This window comes from Nocardia pseudovaccinii NBRC 100343, from assembly GCF_001613225.1.
GTDB lineage: Bacteria > Actinomycetota > Actinomycetes > Mycobacteriales > Mycobacteriaceae > Nocardia > Nocardia pseudovaccinii.
Genome location: NZ_BDBY01000127.1, coordinates 1 through 19,502, shown reverse-complemented (window position 1 = coordinate 19,502; position 19,502 = coordinate 1). Strand labels below are relative to the sequence as shown.

General features: G+C 66.4%; 14 protein-coding genes. 6 read left to right on the top strand and 8 right to left on the bottom strand.

Translation table 11 applies throughout. The features are described 5' to 3' along the window. Positions 1 to 52: 52 nt before the first annotated feature. Both NP3_RS15355 and dnaE read left to right on the top strand, forming a co-directional pair. Positions 53 to 451, top strand: coding sequence for a DUF3052 family protein (locus NP3_RS15355; RefSeq protein ID WP_063041889.1), 399 nt, complete (start codon positions 53 to 55; stop codon positions 449 to 451). 213 nt (positions 452 to 664) lie between these two features. Next, complete coding sequence (dnaE, locus tag NP3_RS15350; protein WP_084508608.1) at positions 665 to 4,216, top strand: DNA polymerase III subunit alpha; 3,552 nt, start codon at positions 665 to 667, stop codon at positions 4,214 to 4,216. Positions 4,217 to 4,311: 95 nt separating this feature from the next. Here the strand turns inward: dnaE and NP3_RS15345 are convergent, their stop codons facing one another. The 3 genes from NP3_RS15345 to NP3_RS15335 all read right to left on the bottom strand — a co-directional run bounded on the left by NP3_RS15345 (position 4,312) and on the right by NP3_RS15335 (position 5,733). Further along, positions 4,312 to 4,578, bottom strand: a complete 267-nt coding sequence (locus NP3_RS15345) for a hypothetical protein (protein WP_063041888.1) — start codon at positions 4,576 to 4,578, stop codon at positions 4,312 to 4,314. 186 nt (positions 4,579 to 4,764) lie between these two features. Next, a complete protein-coding gene (locus NP3_RS15340; RefSeq protein ID WP_063041886.1) occupies positions 4,765 to 5,088 on the bottom strand; it encodes an MFS transporter in 324 nt (107 codons plus the stop codon). Between the two features lie 30 nt (positions 5,089 to 5,118). Beyond that, positions 5,119 to 5,733 (bottom strand): class I SAM-dependent methyltransferase, encoded by a 615-nt coding sequence (locus NP3_RS15335; RefSeq protein ID WP_063041884.1) that lies wholly within the window; start codon positions 5,731 to 5,733, stop codon positions 5,119 to 5,121. 63 nt (positions 5,734 to 5,796) lie between these two features. Here NP3_RS15335 and treZ point away from each other — a divergent pair, with 63 nt between their 5' ends. Both treZ and NP3_RS15325 read left to right on the top strand, forming a co-directional pair. After that, the gene (gene treZ / locus NP3_RS15330) at positions 5,797 to 7,566 is read left to right on the top strand and encodes a malto-oligosyltrehalose trehalohydrolase (RefSeq protein ID WP_063041882.1); all 1,770 of its coding nucleotides are present in this window, start codon (positions 5,797 to 5,799) and stop codon (positions 7,564 to 7,566) included. Positions 7,567 to 7,665: 99 nt separating this feature from the next. Then, positions 7,666 to 8,916 carry a serine hydrolase domain-containing protein gene (locus NP3_RS15325; RefSeq protein WP_063041880.1) on the top strand — a complete coding sequence of 417 codons (1,251 nt, stop codon included), beginning with the start codon at positions 7,666 to 7,668 and terminating at the stop codon, positions 8,914 to 8,916. Between the two features lie 194 nt (positions 8,917 to 9,110). On the opposite strand, the gene ilvA is transcribed toward NP3_RS15325, so the two are convergent. Continuing rightward, complete coding sequence (gene ilvA, locus NP3_RS15320; protein ID WP_063041878.1) at positions 9,111 to 10,469, bottom strand: threonine ammonia-lyase IlvA; 1,359 nt, start codon at positions 10,467 to 10,469, stop codon at positions 9,111 to 9,113. An 85-nt stretch (positions 10,470 to 10,554) separates the two neighbouring features. After that, positions 10,555 to 10,989 carry a nitroreductase family deazaflavin-dependent oxidoreductase gene (locus NP3_RS15315; protein WP_063041876.1) on the bottom strand — a complete coding sequence of 145 codons (435 nt, stop codon included), beginning with the start codon at positions 10,987 to 10,989 and terminating at the stop codon, positions 10,555 to 10,557. Positions 10,990 to 11,074: 85 nt separating this feature from the next. Between NP3_RS15315 and NP3_RS15310 the strand changes: the two genes are divergently transcribed. Beyond that, positions 11,075 to 11,290, top strand: coding sequence for a hypothetical protein (locus tag NP3_RS15310; RefSeq protein WP_063041874.1), 216 nt, complete (start codon positions 11,075 to 11,077; stop codon positions 11,288 to 11,290). Positions 11,291 to 11,846: 556 nt separating this feature from the next. Here the strand turns inward: NP3_RS15310 and NP3_RS15305 are convergent. Together NP3_RS15305 and NP3_RS15300 are read right to left on the bottom strand one after the other, a co-directional pair. Further along, positions 11,847 to 13,109, bottom strand: coding sequence for an IS701 family transposase (locus NP3_RS15305; protein WP_063041872.1), 1,263 nt, complete (start codon positions 13,107 to 13,109; stop codon positions 11,847 to 11,849). A gap of 74 nt (positions 13,110 to 13,183) precedes the next feature. Continuing rightward, the gene (locus NP3_RS15300; protein ID WP_063041917.1) at positions 13,184 to 15,874 is read right to left on the bottom strand and encodes an ATP-binding protein; all 2,691 of its coding nucleotides are present in this window, start codon (positions 15,872 to 15,874) and stop codon (positions 13,184 to 13,186) included. Between the two features lie 245 nt (positions 15,875 to 16,119). Here NP3_RS15300 and NP3_RS15295 point away from each other — a divergent pair, with 245 nt between their 5' ends. Next, complete coding sequence (locus NP3_RS15295) at positions 16,120 to 17,304, top strand: T6SS phospholipase effector Tle1-like catalytic domain-containing protein (protein WP_063041870.1); 1,185 nt, start codon at positions 16,120 to 16,122, stop codon at positions 17,302 to 17,304. Here NP3_RS15295 and treY read toward each other — a convergent pair. Further along, positions 17,290 to 19,502, bottom strand: a 2,213-nt coding sequence (gene treY / locus NP3_RS15290) for a malto-oligosyltrehalose synthase (RefSeq protein ID WP_063041868.1), incomplete at its 5' end; no start/stop codon positions are given. The genes NP3_RS15295 and treY overlap by 15 nt on opposite strands.

Genomic DNA, 19,502 nt, shown 5'->3' with positions numbered 1-19,502 from the left:
TCGCGGTGGTCCCACCGAATCCGCCCCAACAGCGCCGCATACAGTCGTGTCCATGACCGCGGGCTACTCCGGGACGCCGCTGGCGAAGAAGATCGGAATCAAATCCGGCCACCGTGTAGTGCTGCGGCATGCACCCGCAGGCTGGCAGATTCCGGATCTACCACTGGACGTCGCGATCGCCACCGATGCGCCGGAGTCCGCGGATGTCGTCCTCGCTTTCTTTCGCGAACTCGCAGACCTGGCCGACGAGGCCCCGGAATTGGCCGCCGCACTGCGGCCGGGCGCGATGCTGTGGATCGCCTGGCCGCGCAAAGCGGGTGGGCACGTCAGCGATATCGCCGAGAACGATCTGCGCGAGCTATTGCTGCCCATCGGTGTCGTCGATGTGAAGGTGGCCGCGCTCGACAACGATTGGTCCGGTTTGAAATTCGTCTGGCGCAAGCGCGCTTGATCGAGGGCTCGCGTAGTGTCGAGCGATCCGCGGACCACCCACTGTCGCGGAAATCGGACAGCCGCAATGCTGGGTCGCGAGACGCGCCGGTGATCTTCACCACCGACACGCCGAGCACCTGCGTCAGCCCGGCGCGGGAAGCCGAACTCGTCGGTGGGCACCCCTAGAATCGCTACACCAACCCCCGTCGAGACCTTGGGAGGAAGGACCGTCTTGGCCGCCTCGTCCGGATCGTTCGTTCACCTGCACAACCACACCGAGTACTCCATGCTCGATGGTGCGGCCAAAATCTCTCCGCTCTTCGCCGAGGCGAACCGGCTGGGAATGAACGCGGTCGGGATGACCGACCACGGCAATATGTACGGGGCTTCGGAGTTCTACAACTCCGCCAAGAAGGCCGGTATCAAGCCGATCATCGGCATCGAGGCCTATATCGCACCGGGTTCCCGGTTCGACACCAAGCGCGTGCAGTGGGGTGATCCCAGCCAGAAGGGCGACGACGTCTCCGGTTCCGGCGCCTACACGCATATGACCATGGTCGCGGAGAACGCGACCGGCCTGCACAACCTGTTCAAGCTGTCCTCGCTCGCCTCGCTGGAAGGTCAGCTCGGCAAGTGGGCGCGCATGGACGAGGAGATCATCGCCGAGCACGCCGCGGGCATCATCGCCACCACCGGCTGCCCCTCGGGAGAGGTGCAGACCCGCCTGCGCCTCGGTCACGACCGCGAGGCTCTCGAGGCCGCGGCCAAATGGCAGGAGATCTTCGGCCCGGACAATTTCTTCCTCGAGATCATGGACCACGGCCTGTCCATCGAGCGCCGGGTCCGTGAGGGACTGCTCGAGATCGGCAAAAAGCTCGGGATCCGGCCGCTGGCCACCAACGACTGCCACTACGTCACCAAGGACGCCTCGACCAACCACGAGGCGCTGCTGTGTATCCAGACCGGTAAAACACTCAGTGACCCAACGCGTTTCAAGTTCGACGGCGACGGTTACTACCTGAAGTCCGCGGAAGAGATGCGGGCGATCTGGGATATGGAGGTGCCCGGCGCCTGCGATTCCACCTTGTTGATCGCCGAGCGGGTGCAGTCCTACGACGAGGTGTGGCAGCACCGCGACCGGATGCCGATCTTTCCGGTGCCCGATGGCCACGACCAGGCCAGCTGGCTGCGCCGCGAGGTCGACCTCGGGCTGCGGCGTCGATTCCCGGACGGCGCGCCCCAGGATTATCTGGACCGCGCCCAGTACGAGATCGGCGTCATCCTGGAGATGGGCTTCCCGGCCTACTTCCTCGTCGTCGGCGACCTGATCAACCACGCCCGCGAGGTCGGCATCCGAGTCGGTCCCGGCCGTGGTTCGGCGGCCGGTTCGCTGGTCGCCTACGCACTCGGTATCACCAATATCGACCCGATTCCGCACGGTCTGCTCTTCGAGCGGTTCCTCAATCCCGAGCGCGTGTCGATGCCCGATATCGATATCGACTTCGACGATCGCCGTCGCGGTGAGATGGTCCGCTACGCGAGCGAGAAGTGGGGCACCGACCGGGTCGCCCAGGTCATCACCTTCGGCACCATCAAGACCAAGGCCGCCATCAAGGACTCGGCGCGAGTGCTGTTCGGCCAGCCCGGATTCGCCATCGCCGACCAGATCACCAAGGCGCTGCCGCCGCCGATCATGGCCAAGGACATCTCGGTGTCCGGTATCACCGATCCGGAGCACGAGCGGTACAAAGAGGCCGCCGAGGTGCGCGAACTCATCGGGAGCAATCCGGATGTCGCGAAGATCTACGAGACCGCGCGTGGCCTCGAGGGCCTGATCCGCAATGCGGGTGTGCACGCCTGCGCGGTCATCATGTCCTGTGATCCGCTCACCGACGCGATCCCGGTCTGGAAGCGGCCCCAGGACGGTGCGCTCATCACCGGCTGGGACTACCCGTCGTGTGAGGCCATCGGCCTGTTGAAGATGGACTTCCTCGGTCTGCGCAACCTGACCGTGATCGGTGACGCGCTGGAGAACATCCAGGCCAACCGCGGCATCGACCTGGATATGGACCGGCTGCCGCTCGACGATTCGCGCACCTACGAATTGCTTTCGCGCGGTGACACACTCGGCGTATTCCAGCTCGATGGTGGGCCCATGCGCGATCTGCTGCGCCGCATGCAGCCGACCGCGTTCGAGGACATCGTGGCCGTCGGCGCGCTGTATCGCCCCGGCCCGATGGGCATGAACGCGCACAACGACTACGCCGACCGCAAGAACGACCGGCAGGAAGTCAAGCCGATCCATCCGGAGCTCGAGGAGCCGCTCGAGGACATCCTCGGCGAGACCTACGGCCTGATCGTCTACCAAGAGCAGATCATGCACGTCGCGCAGAAAGTGGCAGGCTACTCGCTCGGTCGAGCAGATATTCTGCGCCGCGCGATGGGTAAGAAGAAGGCCGAGGTGCTGGCCGCGGAGTTCGAGGGCTTCGAGGAGGGCATGCAGGCCAACGGATATTCCAAGGCGGCCATCAAGGCGCTGTGGGACACCATCCTTCCGTTCGCCGGTTACGCGTTCAACAAATCACACGCCGCCGCCTACGGCCTGATCTCCTACTGGACCGCATATCTCAAGGCGAACTATCCCGCCGAATATATGGCGGCCCTGCTCACCTCCGTCGGCGACGATAAGGACAAGGCCGCGGTCTACCTCTCCGATTGCCGCCGCCTCGCGATCACCGTGCTGCCGCCGGATGTCAACGAATCCGAGATGAACTTCGCCTCGGTGGGTAAGGACATCCGCTTCGGCCTCGGCGCGGTGCGCAATGTCGGCGCGAATGTCGTCACCTCGATCATCCAGGCGCGCAAGGAGAAGTCGAAGTTCACCGATTTCTCGGACTACCTGAACAAGATCGACGCCATCGCCTGCACCAAGAAGGTCACCGAATCCCTCATCAAGGCGGGCGGATTCGACTCGCTCGGGCATCCGCGCAAGGGTCTGCTGCTGATCCACTCCGATGCCATCGATGCGGTGATGTCCACCAAGAAGGCCGAGGCGATCGGCCAGTTCGACCTGTTCGGCGGGCTGGACGACGGCGACGAGTCGGTGGCCTCGGTCTTCAATGTGAAAGTGCCCGAGGACGAGTGGGAGACCAAGCACAAGCTGGCGCTCGAGCGGGAAATGCTCGGCCTGTACGTGTCCGGGCATCCGCTCAACGGCGTCGAACATGTGCTTGCGGCACAGGCGGATACGGCGATTCCGGCCATTCTCGAAGGTGATATCAAGGACGGCGCCCAGGTCACCATCGGCGGCATCCTCGCCTCGGTCAACCGTCGCATCAATAAGAACGGCCTGGCCTGGGCCTCGGCGCAGATCGAGGATCTGACCGGTGGTATCGAGGTGCTGTTCTTCCCGCAGGCCTATTCGGTGTACGGCGCGGATGTGGTGGAGGATGCGGTCGTCCTGGTGAAGGCAAGGGTGTCGGTGCGCGACGACCGGATCTCCTTGATCGCCAACGATCTCGCCGTCCCCGACCTCTCTTCGATCGGTGTGGCCAAGCCGCTGGCGGTCGTCATGCCGACGCGGCTGTGCACGCCCGACAAGATCGGCGAGCTCAAGCGCATCCTGTCGAGACATCCGGGCACCGCGGACGTCCATGTCCGCCATGTGGGCGCACGCGACAATACGTCGCTGTGGAAATTGGATGACAGCCTGCGGGTTTCACCGTCCTCGGCCCTGATGGGCGACCTCAAGGCGCTGCTCGGTCCAGGCTGTCTCGCGGGCTGAACACGACGTTCGGATTGGCGACGGCTAAGGTCGGGCAGGCCGAGGGTATTCGCCGTCGACGAGGGTCCGTTCGGAAGCGTTGCGGTGGTGCGTGTTCACACCGTGAGTTCGACCATGTCCCGATCCACCGGGCTGACCTTCTGGACTTGCCGAGCCCGACGATGGAGCGCGGCTGCCCAAGTGACGGTGGCCAATGTGGTGATGGCGAGGGCCATGCCGATCCAGGCGACCGACGGGTAGCCGAGGCCGCCGCCGATGGCCAGACCGCCGAGCCATGGGCCGACGGTGATGCCGACATCGAATGCGGAGAAGTTGACTGCGGTCGCTAGGGTGGGTGCGGCGCCCGGCGAGTGCGAATACACGGGTGTTCAGGGCTGGATTCGTGGCGAATCCGAAGGCGCCCAATAGGAATACGAGGAGTACGACCGGTGCGGGCATGGCCACGGTCAGTGCCAGCACCGACGAGATGATGATCAACCCGATCACGCCGACGGTCAGTACTCGGAAGGGATGGGCATCGGTGGCTCGACCGCCGACCGTGATGCCGATCAGCGCGCCAATGCTGTACAGGGTGAGCACCAAGGGAATCCAGCTCTCCGCATTCCGGTGGTGCGGGCCAGGAGTGCGCCGAGGTAGCCGAAGATGACCAGTAGTGCGCCGGTCGAGAGCCTCAGTGCCGTGGTCGCGGCGACCGCCCAGAATCCGGCGTAGACGAATGCGCCGACCACCCGGGTTCCGAAGAGCACCGAGTAACCCGGGGTCAGCGCGGCCACCACATGGGCCGCGATGAACACTCCGAGGAAGGCGAGCAGCGCGGTGCGGCGCGGCCAGCGCAGGGTGATCATGGCCAGCGCGGGTGCGCCCACCAGCATGCCCAGTGCGAATGCCGAAATCAGATGGGGCTACCGCGAGACCGCGACTCCGAGCGACAGCGCGGCGAGGAACTTGGGTCCGTCCGCATAGAACTCGTCGAACTCGCGGATCTCGAATCCGGCGCTCTCGACGGTGCCGCGAATATCGCGATCCAGATTGCAGCCGCCCGCAATCGCCTTCTCGATCGGATTCAGCCGGTGCTGCCACGCCTGGACGCCCGGATCCGGCGCGAGCCCGTGTTCGACGAAATGCAGGGTTCCGCCGGGAACGAGCACCCTGCGCACCTCGGCCAGCGCGGCCGCGATATCCGGAATGGTGCACATCGTCCAGGTCGAGAGTGCCGAGTCGAAGCTGTTATCGGCGAAGGGCAGCGACTGGCCGTCGAGTCCGGCGCGTTCGATCGGCACGGTGGTTTTGGCCAGCCGCTTGTCCGCCAGGCGCCAGCCGAGGTCGGCGGGTTCCACGGCGCTGATCGACTCGACCGCAGCCGGATAGAACGGGATATTCAGTCCCGATCCGAAGCCGAGCTCCATCACCCGTCCGTGCAATCCGGCGCAGGCGCGCTCGCGCTGCGGATTGTTCATCTTGGCCCCGCAGACCAGATTGACCAGCCGAGGCACGAACCGATCGTTGTAGATGCCCACGCACCCACTCTGTCAGGATCCGCGCGCCGCGGGCAATGGTCAGTCGGTCGGAAAGGGTGCGTCATGTGTCGGCGGGCCGTGCGATCGCCGACATGCGATGCTGGCTCGGTGACCTTGTTCGAGGTATGGGCCCCGCGACCGGAACGGGTGCGCATCGAGGTCGATGGTGCCGTGCATCCGATGACAAGGTCGCCTGACGGTTGGTGGCGGGCAGATGTGCACGCCGTACCGGGTACGCGCTACGGCTACCTGCTCGACGACGACCCGACCGTCCTGCCCGATCCGCGCTCGGCGCGCCAGCCCGATGGCGTGCACGGCCGCTCGGCGCTGCACGCCCTCGATCCGGCCGGATGGACCGATGCGAACTGGACCGGCCGCCCACTGGCGGGCGCGATCATCTACGAACTGCATCTGGGCACCTTCACTCCCGAGGGAACCTTCGACGCCGCCGTCGAGCGGCTCGACCACCTCGTCGAACTCGGTGTCACCATGGTCGAGTTGATGCCGGTCAACGCCTTCGACGGTAGCCACAACTGGGGCTACGACGGTGTGCTCTGGTATGCCGTCCACGAGCCATACGGCGGACCGGATGGTTTGCAGCGCTTCGTGAATGCTTGCCACGCAAAGGGTTTGGCGGTCGCCCTCGATGTCGTCCACAACCATCTCGGTCCCTCCGGCAACTATCTGCCCCGCTTCGCGCCCTATCTGACCGAAGGTCGCAATACCTGGGGGCAAAGCCTGAATCTCGACGGTCCGCACTCGGATCCGGTGCGCCGCTTCATAATCGAGAACGCCCTGCGCTGGTTGCGCGACTTCCACATCGACGCACTGCGACTCGATGCGGTGCACGCACTCGTCGACCGCACCGCCACCCACCTGCTCGCCGAACTGGCCGTCGAAACCGAATCCCTTGCCGCACATGTGCGTAGGCCGCTGACATTGATCGCGGAGAGCGACCTCAATGATCCGCGGCTCATCACCCCACGCGCGGCAGGCGGCTACGGCCTGACCGGTCAATGGAACGACGACCTGCACCACGCGGTGCACACCGCGGTTTCCGGTGAACGCCAGGGCTACTATGCCGATTTCGGTTCGCTGCGCTGTCTGGCCCAGACACTGACGCGCGGATTCTTCCACGCCGGAACCTATTCCAGCTTCCGCGGTCGCATCCACGGCCGTCCGATCGACACCCGGCTCATCCCGGCGAGCGCGCTGCTCGCCTATACCTGCACCCATGATCAGATCGGCAATCGGGCGATCGGGGACCGTCCCAGCGCCTACCTGACCGACGGACAGCTGGCGATCAAAGCCGCATTGGTGCTGTTCTCGGCATACACGCCCATGCTGTTCATGGGGGAGGAGTGGGGCGCGCGCACCCCGTTCCAGTTCTTCACCTCGCACACCGATCCGGTGATCGCGGCCGCCACCGCCACCGGCCGCAAGGACGAATTCGCCGAACACGGCTGGGACAGCGACGAGATTCCGGACCCGCAGGACCCCGAAACCCTCCTGCGGTCGAAGCTGAATTGGGCCGAACTCGAACACGATCGCCACACACGGCTGCTGTCCTGTTATAGAAAGCTGATCGGTTTGCGACGCGAGCGAGCTGAAATAACGGACCCGCGGCTCACGCATGTATCTGTCGACTACGACGAGAATGCCCGCTGGATCGCGGTGCGCCGTGGCCCGCTGACGCTGGTGTGCAATCTTTCCGAAGACCAGGTCAGCGTGCCTATCGCCGGTCTTTCGCTGCTGTCTTGGGAACCCGCGACCGAAGGCGTCTCCGCGACGGAGATACCGGGCCACTCGTTCGTGATACTCACCGGCGCATAGCGGAACCCCAGGTCGGAACGCGTTTACCGAAAACCTCCTGAACATAACTGTCCGAGACACAATATTGCCGAGTGTGACCAGCGCCATTACCTTTGGAATATGAGCAACGTGGCTTCACCCGGGGACCTAGCGAATCTCCCCGATGGGGTGGGTGGCAGCGCCGCCACCGAATTCGCACCATTGGTACGCGCATTCGCGAAGGTCTTCGGGCGCCGTCGGGGGGCGGGCGGCGCGTTGGCCGTCCATCTGCACGGTGAACCGCTGGTCGATATCTGGACCGGGAGCGCGGGTGACAAACCGTGGAGCCAGGACACCGGCGCGATCATCTTCTCCGCCACCAAGGGCATCACCGCGACGGTCATCCACCGGCTGGCCGATCGGGGTCTGCTCGACTACGAAGCGCCGATGGCCGAGTACTGGCCGGAGTTCGGCCAGAACGGCAAGGGCGATATCACCATTCGTCAGGTGATGACGCACAGCGCGGGACTCGGTGGCCTCAACCCGATCGCGGCCGGGCTCGAGGATGTGCTCGACCACCAGCTGATGGAGCGGCGTCTCGCCGCCGCGAAACCCGATCGTCTGCTCGGCACCCCGGCCTATCACGCGCTCACCTTCGGTTGGCTGCTCGCCGGATTGGCCCGCGCCATCACCGGCCAGGGGATGGCGGAGCTGTTCCGCACCGAGGTCGCCGAGCCGCTCGGCATCGACGGTCTGCACCTGGGCAAGCCGTCCGCGCAATCGTCGACCGTCTACGCGCCGTTGGCGGGATCCCAGCTCAGTCTGATCGGAAAGCCGGTCAGCACAAGGGTTCTGGGTCGCAGCTATGGTCTGCCCGGTGCGCTCGGCGCGGCCGCACGGTGCCTGTTCCTGCCCGGACTGGAGACCATCCTGGAGGGTGAAATCCCGCCGATTCTCGATACCGAACTCGGTGCGGGCAACGGCGTCTGCACCGCCCCCGCGCTGGCCACCACGTACGGCGCGCTGGCCAATGGCGGCATGGCGGGCGGCGTGCGGTATCTGACGCCGCAAACCATCAAGGCGCTCAGTCGAATTCGGACCTACCGGCTCGACCGCACCCTGTTCTACGCGCCGATGCTCTGGCGCCTCGGCTATCACTCGCTTCCGATGCCGGGCGCGCACGGCGGCTTCGGTCACATCGGCCTCGGCGGCTCCTTCGGCTGGGCCGAACCCCGTCTCGGCCTGTCCGTCGGATTCGTCCACAATCGCCTCTCGGCCGCGCAGCTGAGCTTCGACCAGGCCGCGGCCGGTTGGCTGTTGCCGATGGTCATGACGGGTGTGCGCACGACCCGCCGGTCCGTCACCGTGGTGGAGACGCCAGAGGCCGCATAACCGGGCACCCGCCATCACATCTCGTGCGGGCGCCGCCGGTGCTCGGCGTTGACGATTCTCGGGGCCGCGGTGATTCTGGCGGGCGAGCGGATTCCGCGTGTCAGGCGCCAGTGGCGCTGGAAATCCTGGCCGGGAGGTTCACGAACCGGCCGCGCAGGAGATGTCTGCGCGGCCGGACAGATCGAGGAGGGCGCTCAGGTGAGGTAGCGGTAGGCCGGGGAGCCCGGATCCAGTCGCTCGCACTGGATCGGCGAGTCCTGCACCCGTTCCAGCAGTGGGCCGAGCCCCTCCGGCGCACCGAGTTCGATACCGACCAGCGCGGCACCGGTTTCCCGGTTGTTGCGCTTGACGTATTCGAACAGGGTGATGTCGTCGTCGGGACCGAGCACTTCGTTGAGGAAGCGCCGCAGCGCGCCCGGCTCCTGCGGGAAATCCACCAGGAAATAGTGCTTCAGGCCGCGGTGCACCAGCGAGCGCTCGATGATCTCGCCGTAGCGCGACACATCGTTATTGCCGCCGGAGACCAGGCACACCACCGTCGAACCGGGTTCGATCGTGATTTCGGCCAGCGCCGTCGCCGACAGCGCGCCCGCGGGTTCGGCGATGATGCCCTCGTTCTGATACAGCTCGAGCATAGTGGTGCAGATCGCGCCCTCGTCGACCTGCATCATGCGGAAAGCGCCTGCACCACTTGGTGATTCGGTCGCGGTCAGCAGCGGCAGCGAGCCGTGCGATACCACTCGGCCACCGAACGCGGCGATCGCCGCATAGGGCAGGCCGCCGATCCGGCGCACGGCGGCGCCGTCGACGAAAGGATCGATCTCCGGCAGCGTCACCGGGCCACCCGCGACCAGGGCCGCGGTCATCGAGGCCGCGCCCGCGGGTTCCACGCCGAGGATGCCGGTGCTCGGCGAGCGCTCCCGCAGGTAGGTGCCGATGCCAGCCAGGCAACCGCCGCCGCCGACCGGGATCACCACCAGGTCGGGAGTCCGCCCGCCGAGCTGTTCCAGGAATTCGGGCGCGATGGTGCCCTGTCCCGCCGCGGTGCGCGGATCGTCGAACGGCGGCACCATCGTCGCGCCGGTGCGCTCGACATCCTCGACGGCGGCCGCCGCAGCGGCGTCATAGGTTTCCCCGACCGCGATCAGCTCGACGAACTCGCCGCCGTGCACCCGGATGCGGTCACGCTTCTGCTTCGGTGTGGTGGTCGGCACGTAGATGCGGCCCTTGATGCCCATCGCATTGCAGGCGAAGGCCACGCCCTGGGCGTGATTACCAGCGCTGGCCGCGACCACGCCCGCGGCTCGCTCGGAGTCGGTGAGCTGCACGATCAGGTTGTAGGCGCCGCGCAGCTTGTAGGAACGGACGGCGGTGAGGTCTTCGCGCTTGAGGTAGACCTGCGCCCCGGTCAGCGCGGACAGCCGGGGACTGTGCTGCAGCGGGGTGGGCTCGATAATGTCGGCAATTCGCTTGGCGGCGGCGTCGATCTCGTGTGCGCTCAGCGCGGGACGAGAAGTGGACTGGTCGTCGAGGAGTTCAAGCGGATTGGACACTCGAAATATGGTGCCACCCGCCGCGTCGGGCGGACGCGTCGGGTGGGCGTCGGAGAAGTGCAATCGGTCGGTTTCCCGGCCGGAGCTACCGCGGGGTCAGGACGAAAACCGGAATCTCGCGGGTTGTCTTGGTCTGGTAGTTCGCGTAATCGGGCCAGACCTCGACCGCCCGCTCCCACCACAGCGCCTTCTCCTCGCCGGAGACCTCGCGCGCGGTGTAGTCCTTGTTCACGGTGCCGTCACGCAGCTCGACATGCGGCTCGGCCTTGATATTCCAGTACCAGACGGGATGCTTCGGCGCGCCGCCCAGCGAGGCGACGACCGCGTACTCGCCGTCGTGTTCGACCCGCATCAGCGCGGTCTTGCGCAGCAGCCCGGTCTTCGCGCCCTTGGTGGTCAGGACGATGACGGGCTTGCCCTGCAGGGTCAGGCCCTCGGTGCCGCCGGAATTCTCGATCAGCTCGGCCTGCTCACGGGCCCAATCGGATGTGCTCGGTGCGTACTCACCTGTCAATGGCATGACACCCGCAACAACGCGGCGCCCGCCTCTGTTCCCGCCGAAATGTTAGGTAGCCCGAACTTCCCCATCCGTGTAGCCTGACGACATGGCAGTGGTCCCCCTTCAGACTCGCCCCACAGCGGTGGATATCGCTGGCAGCGCGTGGCCGATGTACAAACTCGAGGCGATCGCCCTCGGTCTCGTCATCTGCCTGGTCCTCGCGCTGATCACCGGGTCGCTGCAGGTCGCGGTGCTGGTCGCCGCCGGGGTCGGAACCGGCCGCTGGGTTATCGGCCGGGTCGGCGCGCGCGGCACAGCGTAGGCAAACAGTGCGTCATCCCTGAGGCGCTCTCCGCGGGGCCGGAATCATCGGACAGCAAGCGGGGAGTCGAATGACGGCTCGAGCTCATCGAGCGCAGTCAATTGGGTGCCCCCCACCACCAACCACCACTTGACTACCTTCGACAACGCCCAAGAACGCAACCACATCCGGTCGACTGAGCTGGAAGCCGCGGGCCTGCCCACCTGACCGCGGAAGGTAAGCCGGGTACGGCACACACCGCGCCCAGCATCACCCCGCAAAACCCCAGAACGACAAACTATCCGAGGCCACCGAACACAAGAGTCGGTTCCCAACCACAGCACCCACCCCAGCCCAACCAACCAACAGCCGACGTGGCCATGCCCCACACCCCATTTCAAGATCAGGTGGAATCCATGGCGGCATCGCCCGAGAAGCCCCCGCCACCAGTGCCACCTGATCTTGAAAGAGGCCTAGGAGGACTTTGTTAGGTTGGGAAGGTTGTGGTGGCAGAGTGGGCAGGTGCCGATCCAGATGGCAAGTGCGCGTTGGATTTCGCGGACGATGCCGTAGAGGGTCAGTCCTGCCCGGATGCTTTTGGGCTGGTCAGCCGCAGCGTGGTGAGGAACAGGTGGGCGGCGGTGACGAGGGTGGTGTGGTGGTGCCAGCCGAGCCAGGAGCGGCCCTCGAAATGGTCGAGGCCGAGGGCGTCTTTGAGTTCGCGGTAGTCGTGCTCGATGCGCCAGCGGATCTTTGCCAGCCGGACCAGTTCGGTGATCGGGGTGTCGGCGGGCAGGGTGGACAGCCAGTAGTCGGTGGGCTCGGTTGCACCCGACGGCCATTCGGCGACAAGCCAGAGTTCGGGCAGGCTGCCGTCGACGGCGCGGGCGATGGTGCGGTTGGCGGGCCGGACCTGGGCCGCGGTGAACTGCGAGCGCATCGCGGCGGCCGGGTTGGCGGGACCGGTTTTGGTGCCGTGGCGCCAGGTCACCTCCTGCAGTGCGTGGCGACCGGCGGTCATGACGAGGTCTTTGCATGTCGTCGGCGGGTCGGGGTAGTGGGATTTCGGCGGGCGCCCGTTACCGCACCATGGTGGTGTCACCGGTATGGCATCGCCGGGGTGGATGCTGGTGGTGGCTTTGACGGCGACGACGTAGGCCAAGCCGCGGTCGGTGAGTCCTTGCCGGAATTCGGTGGCGTCGCCGTAGCCGGCGTCGGCGACGATCACCGGCGGCAGGGTGCGGCCCCAGGCGAGCAGTTCATCGATCATCTCCAGGGCTTGTTCCCACTTGCGGCGGTGGTGCTCGTTGCCGGGGATCGCGGCCTTCGCCCGACGCGCGGTGATCGCCGCTTTCTGCTCCGCGTCGCCCGCGGCCCGATCGTCCCAGCTGGCGGGCAGGAACAACCGCCAGTTCAGGGGTGCGGAGGCGTGGTCGGTCACCGCATGCACACTGACCGCGACCTGGCAGTTGCCGACCTTGCCCAGGGTGCCCGAATACTGGCGGGCCACGCACGGCGAGGCGTCACCGTCCTTGGCGAACCCGGTGTCATCGACCGCCCACGCCTGCGGTGTGATCACCTCACACGCCTTGCGTGACAACACCTTCCGCACCGGCACCACATCCCACGGCGAGGAGGTCACGAACTGCTGCAACCGCTGATGATCGCACCCCAACCGCTCGGCCATCGGCTGCATCGACTTGCGTTTGCCATCCAGCATCACCCCACGCACATACACCCCGGCCGTGGCCACCCGGTCCTTACGCGCCAGCGACGAGAACACCTCGCCCACAAAGGAATCGAGGTGTTCACCGACCTCGCCCAGACCTACCGCATCCACCCCGCCATGGTCTCGAGAAACACGCCGGAACTCGAGCCGACACACTCCATAGTGACTGACCTAACAAAGTCCTACTAGGCGACGTCGAGGGGGAGGGTGCGGAGTTCGGTGCGGGAGAGGACGCCGAGTTTGGGGTAGGCCTTGTAGAGGTGGTGGCCTATGGTGCGGGGGCTGAGGAAGAGTTGGGCGGCGATGTCGCGGTTGGACATTCCTTGGGCGGCTAGGCGGACGATCTGGAGTTCTTGGGGGGTGAGGCGGGCGAGGACCCCCGTGGTGGGGCGGGTTGTGGTGCCGACGCCGAGGGCGGCGAGTTCGGTGCGGGTGCGCTCGGCCCACGGTGCGGCGTCGAGACGGTCGAAGGTTTCCAGGGCGGACTGAAGTTGGTTGCGCGCCTCGGTCTTTCGACGGTTGCGCCGTAGCCGTTCACCGAAAAGCAACTGGGTTCTGGCCTGTTCGAAGGGCCGCCCGCCGTGTTCCAGTGCGGCTTGAAAGTGGCTGTCCGCCTTGGCTTCCGGCCCGGTCAATGCCAGGCAGCGCTCGACCAGCGCGGTGACCCACTGTTGTCGCGAGACTTTCGCCCAGCCGCAAAGCCGATCCAGCGCGTCACCCGCTCGCTCGGGGCTGCCCATGCGCACCGCCGCCTCGATCAGATCTGGCAGGGCCCGCAAACCGATCACGTGGTGGCGGGCGGGTTCCACGGTTAACAGCTCCAGCCGGGACAGCGCGCTGTCGACCCTGCCGAGGCCGAGATCGAGCACGCCGAGCGCCGCCAGAGTCCACGGTGCGCCGGGCGCGGCCGCACCGCCGAGTTCTTCGGCCAGGGCACGGTCGACCAACTCGCGGCAATCCCGTTCGCGCCCCTCCAATGCCGCCAGATAGGCGAGATAGCTGGACATCTGGCTGATCCAATGCCGCTGCCCGATATCCTCGGCGATCCGCAGCCCTTCGAGCGCGGCGATGCGACCCTCGCGCGGTCGGCCGAGGAACAGCTCGGTCTCGGCGCGGAAGAACAGCAGGGTGGGCAGCAGTGCGATGCGGCCCTGGTCGCGGCATTCGGCAATGAGGGTCTGCGCCAGCTCCGCGGACTGTTCGTCCTGGCCGACGACCAGCCCGACGCCGCACATCTGCACCAGATCGCGCGGGCTGTCCGCACCGTTGCGGCGGGCGGCGGCGGCCGCGTCGCGCAGGTCGATGGTGAGTCGGCCATCGATGCCAGCGACCGTGTAGCGGGCGATGGGTGTCATCGGTTCGGCGTCGGGCAGGTCCAATGCGTTGATGTGCGCGGCGATCTCGGCGAGTTCCGGTGCGCCGAGGTACCAGGCCGTGTGCACCGCCTGCATGAGGATCCGCGCGGCGCGGGCCGGATCGCCGGTGCGCACCAGATCGGCGCCCGCGAGCAGCAGTTGGTGCGCCGAGAGTGGTTTGCCCGCACCGAATTCCGCGGTGGCGCGAACCAGATCCAGTCGCGCCCCGAGCATTCGGTCGGTACTCAAACCGGCCGCGCGGTCGGCCAGACGGCTGGCGCGGTCCAATTGTCCCGCCTCACTGGCGGTTTCGGCGGCAGCCACCAACCGTCGGACGCGGGCAAACGCGTCGGTGCTCAAACCCGCGGCGCGTTCGTACGCGGCGACGGCACCGGAATAGCCGCTGCGCCGACGCGCGCGATCGGCTGTGTCCTCCAGCGCTGCCGCGGCGGTCTCGTCCGGTCCGGTCGCCGCCGAGGCCAGATGCCAGGCGCGCAGGTCGGCGTTCTCGGGTTCGGTCAGTGCGGCGGCGATGGCGGCGTGCGCGGCGAGCCGCTGCGTCAGCGGCGCACCCTGGTAGACCGCAGAACGCAGCAGGGGATGCCGGAAACTCACGCGATCGCTACCGACCAACCCGGCGTCTGCGGCGGGCTGTAGGTCCGATAAGTGTGCCCCGAGCTCGTCGGCCGCACGCAGCACCGTGGTGAGATCGTTGGTGCCCGCCGCGGCCGCGATCAGCAGCAACGTCCGAGTGGCTGAAGGCAGCCTGGAAACTTGGCCGTGAAATGCCACCTGGAGCCGCTGTGTCAGCGGCAGGGGATTCGGCCCGTGACCGGAATCGTTGCCCTCGGCCGCCAGAACTGCGGGCAACTCCAGCAGCGCGAGCGGATTACCGCCCGCCTCGGCGAGCAACCGGTACCGAACAGCGGGTGAAAGATCCGGACCGCGACTGTCCACCAGCGCGGCCGCCGACTCCTGCGCCAGGCCGGTCAGCGCGAGCTCCGGCAGGCCGGGCGCGGGAAAATCCTGTTCGCCGGTCCGCGCCGCGAAGATGATCACCACGCCCTCGGCATCGAGTCGCCGGGCCGCGAACAGCAGCGTCTCCGCCGTTGCTCGATCCAGCCAATGCGCGTCATCGATCAAACACAGCAGCGGCCCCTCGGCCGCCTCCTCCGCCAGCAGTGACAGCACCGCCAACCCGATCAACATCCGATCCGCCGGATCATGCTGTGCCAGACCGAATGCCCCGCGCAGCGCATCCCGCTGCGGTGCGGGCAACCCGTCCACCAGTGCCATTCCCGGTTTGATCAGCAGATGCAGCCCCGCGAACGGCAATTCCGCCTCGGACTCGATTCCGGCACTGCGCACCGCCGGAATCCCCTGCGCCGCCGCATAATCCAACAGCGCCGTCTTTCCGATCCCCGGCTCGCCGCGCACCACGAGCGCCCCGCTGCGCCCCGTACGAGCCGCCTCGAGAAGCCGATCGATCCGAGCTTGTTCGACTTCTCTTCCGTGGAGCATCTGCTCACCGTAACCGCCGACCGAACCCAAGTGACCGACACCCGTTTCATCGACGCTTCGGTGGCAGCGGTATCCGGCGATCCCACCCGGTCGCGGCCCCGCGAGGATACTCGCGAAAATTCCGTTCGGAGCGTGCCTTTTGCGTTGAAAGACAACATTTTCATTAACATCCGCCGCGGACGCCTCGATGATTCGGGTAGTCGAGTACGCAGGTTTCGACGGCAATCGGGGCGGAGGATCTACTCATGAAACGACTGGTGGTCTGTTGCGACGGCACCTGGAAGGCCGAATCCAGCAACACGGTATCGAATATCATCAAGATCGCGCAGACGATCCGGTACGAGGCGCCGGGACCGTCGGGGGAGTCGATCCCGCAGTGGGTCAGCTACGTATCCGGGCCGGGCGCGCGCGGCTTCCTGGCCGACCGCCTGATGGGTGGTGCGTTCGGACTCGGACTCGAGGCGAATCTGTCCTCGGCGTACTGGCACCTGGCACTGAATTGGCAGCCGGGGGACGAGATCTACATCTTCGGTTTCAGCCGCGGTGCGTACACCGCCCGTAGCCTGGCGGGTCTGATCGGCCGCATCGGGATCATGACGCCCGATGCGATGATCGAGGGAAAGTACCCGGAGGCCTTGCGGATTCACCATCAGCCCGCGCCACGGCGGACCCCGGAGAATCCGGATCCGAGGGAGCCGCGGGAGTGGATCGACTTCCGCAAGGCGAACTGCTGGGATGCTCCGGCCAAGATCGACTTCATCGGGGTCTTCGATACCGTCGGCGCACTCGGCGTGCCCGGACTGACGTCGTTGCGGCACCGGTTCCACGATGTGAAGCTCGGACGCAATGTCTACTGCGCACGGCAGGCCCTGGCACTCGATGAGCGGCGGCGCAATTTCGAACCGTGCCTCTGGGAGGTGCCGATCGAACCGGATGTGAAGTATTCCCACGACTACGACCGGGTGAAGCAGGTCTGGTTCGAGGGCGTGCACAGCGATGTCGGCGGCGGCTACAAGGAATGCGGACTCTCCGATATCACGCTGCGCTGGATGGTCGAACAGGCCGAGGCGGTCGGACTCGTCTTCGACCGCGACCGGCTCGAGGGACTGTCCCAGCGGTGCGCGGCTTCGGGTGCGAAACATATGGAATTGCATCGCTCGCTCGGCATCGGATACCGAATCCTCAATGTGCTGCGCACCATTCGTCAGCCGAGGAATCCGCGATTCTATTGGGATTCCTGGCGGCGGCTGTATACCGACGGGGATCGCGGCGTGCGCCTGGCCTCCACCGCGCACGACGCCACGGACTACCGACCCGCGAATCTGCGGCGCTGGCTGAAGGACAACGACGGGATGGTGCCCGAGACGCTGATCGAGAAGACCGGCACGGTAACGGCCAGCACGCCGGAGGAGCCCTCAGCGCACGAGTAGCGCCACCGGCAGCCGGGCGAACAGCTTTTCCAATCGGGCTCGGCCCTGGAAGGTGTGGCCGGTCAGGCGGTCGGTCCAGTTGCCCTGCGGCAGCTCCAAAGTGGTATCGGTCCACCCGGTTTCGGCCAGGCCGAGGCTGTGCCGGGTGGCGGCCACGATCACCTCGGGCGTTTCACCGGCCCGGCCGCGCGCGTAGGCGACCAGCCTGCCTTCCTGCTCGCCGGTGGCGAAAAGCGGCAGGTAGGTGCCGCCGACGAAACAGTCCGGACGCTCGCGGCGCAACCAGAGCGCGTAGGCGACGATCCACATCTTGGCCGCGCCGGTGGTATCCAAAGCCGGTGTACCGGTGAGTGATTGCAGCAGTCCGGCACGGGCCGCGAAATCCACCGGGCGGCGGTTGTCCGGATCGACGAGCGTGTCCTCCCATAGCTCGCAGCCCTGATAGATATCGGGAATTCCGGGCCCGCACAGCTGCAGCAGCTTCTGCGACAGTGAATCCGACCAGGCGTGCGGGGCGAGTTCGTGCACCAGATCACCGATTTCGGAACCGACCGGCCCGTCGATCACCGCATCGAGCCAGCCGTGCACCTTCTTCTCGAATCCGACATCCGGTTCCTCCCAGGAAGTATGGACACCGGCCTCGCGAATCGCCTTCTCCGCGAACAGATGCAGTCGCTCGCGCAGTCCGGCCACGGACGAGGCCGGTCGGCCGTCGGCGGGCCAGACGCCGAACATGTTCTGCAGCAGGAACAATGTCGTCGCGCCGTCGGGACCCGGGGTGATCTCCTGCCAGGATTCGACAGCACGCGCCCAGGTCTCCGCGGCCTGGGACAGCAACCCGATCCGGGCGCGCACATCCTCTCCGCGCTTGGTGTCGTGCGTCGACAGTGTGGTCATGGTGGCGGGCCAGCGTTGCGCGCGTTCGCTATTGGACAGGTGGAACTCGTTGAGCGAGTGGCCGAATCGGGCCGGATTGCCGCCCACCTCCTGCAGTGAGACCAGCCGCGCCGCCTGGTAGAACATGGTGTCCTCGACGGCCTTCGCGGTGATCGCACCGCAGACCTGGCTGAACCGAACGGCCGCCTCGCCATCGGACGCCAGCGCCGCCACCAGCACGCTCAGCGGCACCGTCAGTTCGCTATTGCGCTTCTCCACCTCGGCGACCACCGCGCCGGTCATACCCGCCAGCGGCGCGTAATCCACCCGGTAGACCGGCATAAAGGCCAGCACCTCGATGGTGGCATTGGTCAATGCCATGGTGTCGAAGCTCTCGGCATGCGCGTCGCGCTTGATAGCGGCGACCAGGCGCCGGATCTCCGGGGCCAGGATGTTCTCCGCCACCGCGCGTTTGATGCGGTGTTCGGTTTCGCCGATCCAGGCGCGGTCGCTGCCGTGCCCGGCGACTTTGCGCGACAGTTCGGTCAGCGTCTGTTCGCCGTCGGGGTCGATCAGTACGCCGCCGTAGTCGGACAGTGCGTCGTAGCCGGTGGTGCCGTCGACCGGCAGCGTCTTGTCCAAGGGTTCGCGGTTCGCGAGGATCTTTTCCACGAGTAGTAGCCGGTGCGGGCCGATGAGCCGACGCAGCTTCGTCAGATACGCGGTGGGATAGGACAATCCGTCCGGATGGTCGACCCGGACGCCGTCGATCAGATCGTGTTCGCACCACGCCGCCAGCTCGCGGTGGGTGATCTCGAAGACCTCGGGATCCTCCTGGCGCACCGCGGCCAGGCTGCCGACCGCGAAGAACCGCCGGTAGGTGCACAGCCCGGCCTTCCAGCTGACCAGCCGGTAGTGCTGTTTGTCGTGGATGCGCAGTGCGTTGTCGCCGTCGGTGCCCGCCGCGATGGGGAAGCGCAGATCGTGCAGTGCCAGCATCGGCTCCGAACCGGACCGGTCCACCGTTAGTGCGGCCGGATCGTTTTCGCTCTGCAGCACCGGCAGTGCCAGCCGGCCGCCCGCGCCATTGCCCGCACTCCAGTCGATATCGAAGAAATGCGCGAACTGTGATTCGCGGCCGTTGCGCAGCACATCCCACCACCACGGGTTCTGCCGGGGATCGGCCACGCCGACGTGGTTGGGCACCAGATCGACGATCAAACCCATACCGCGGCTGCGCACTTCGTCCGCGAGTGCCTTGAGTCCGGCCGGGCCGCCGAGGGCCGCCGAAACCGTGGTGGGATCGGTGACGTCGTACCCGT

Excerpts from the sequence above, each read along its gene's own strand:
- NP3_RS15355 (WP_063041889.1), top strand. The coding sequence starts at position 53 with ATGACCGCGGGCTACTCCGGGACGCCGCTGGCGAAGAAGATCGGAATC.
- NP3_RS15340 (WP_063041886.1), bottom strand. The coding sequence starts at position 5,088 with ATGCTGGTGGGCGCACCCGCGCTGGCCATGATCACCCTGCGCTGGCCG.
- treZ (WP_063041882.1), top strand. The coding sequence starts at position 5,797 with ATGTGTCGGCGGGCCGTGCGATCGCCGACATGCGATGCTGGCTCGGTG.
- NP3_RS15325 (WP_063041880.1), top strand. The coding sequence starts at position 7,666 with ATGAGCAACGTGGCTTCACCCGGGGACCTAGCGAATCTCCCCGATGGG.
- NP3_RS15315 (WP_063041876.1), bottom strand. The coding sequence starts at position 10,989 with ATGCCATTGACAGGTGAGTACGCACCGAGCACATCCGATTGGGCCCGT.
- NP3_RS15310 (WP_063041874.1), top strand. The coding sequence starts at position 11,075 with ATGGCAGTGGTCCCCCTTCAGACTCGCCCCACAGCGGTGGATATCGCT.
- NP3_RS15300 (WP_063041917.1), bottom strand. The coding sequence starts at position 15,874 with ATGCTCCACGGAAGAGAAGTCGAACAAGCTCGGATCGATCGGCTTCTC.
- NP3_RS15295 (WP_063041870.1), top strand. The coding sequence starts at position 16,120 with ATGAAACGACTGGTGGTCTGTTGCGACGGCACCTGGAAGGCCGAATCC.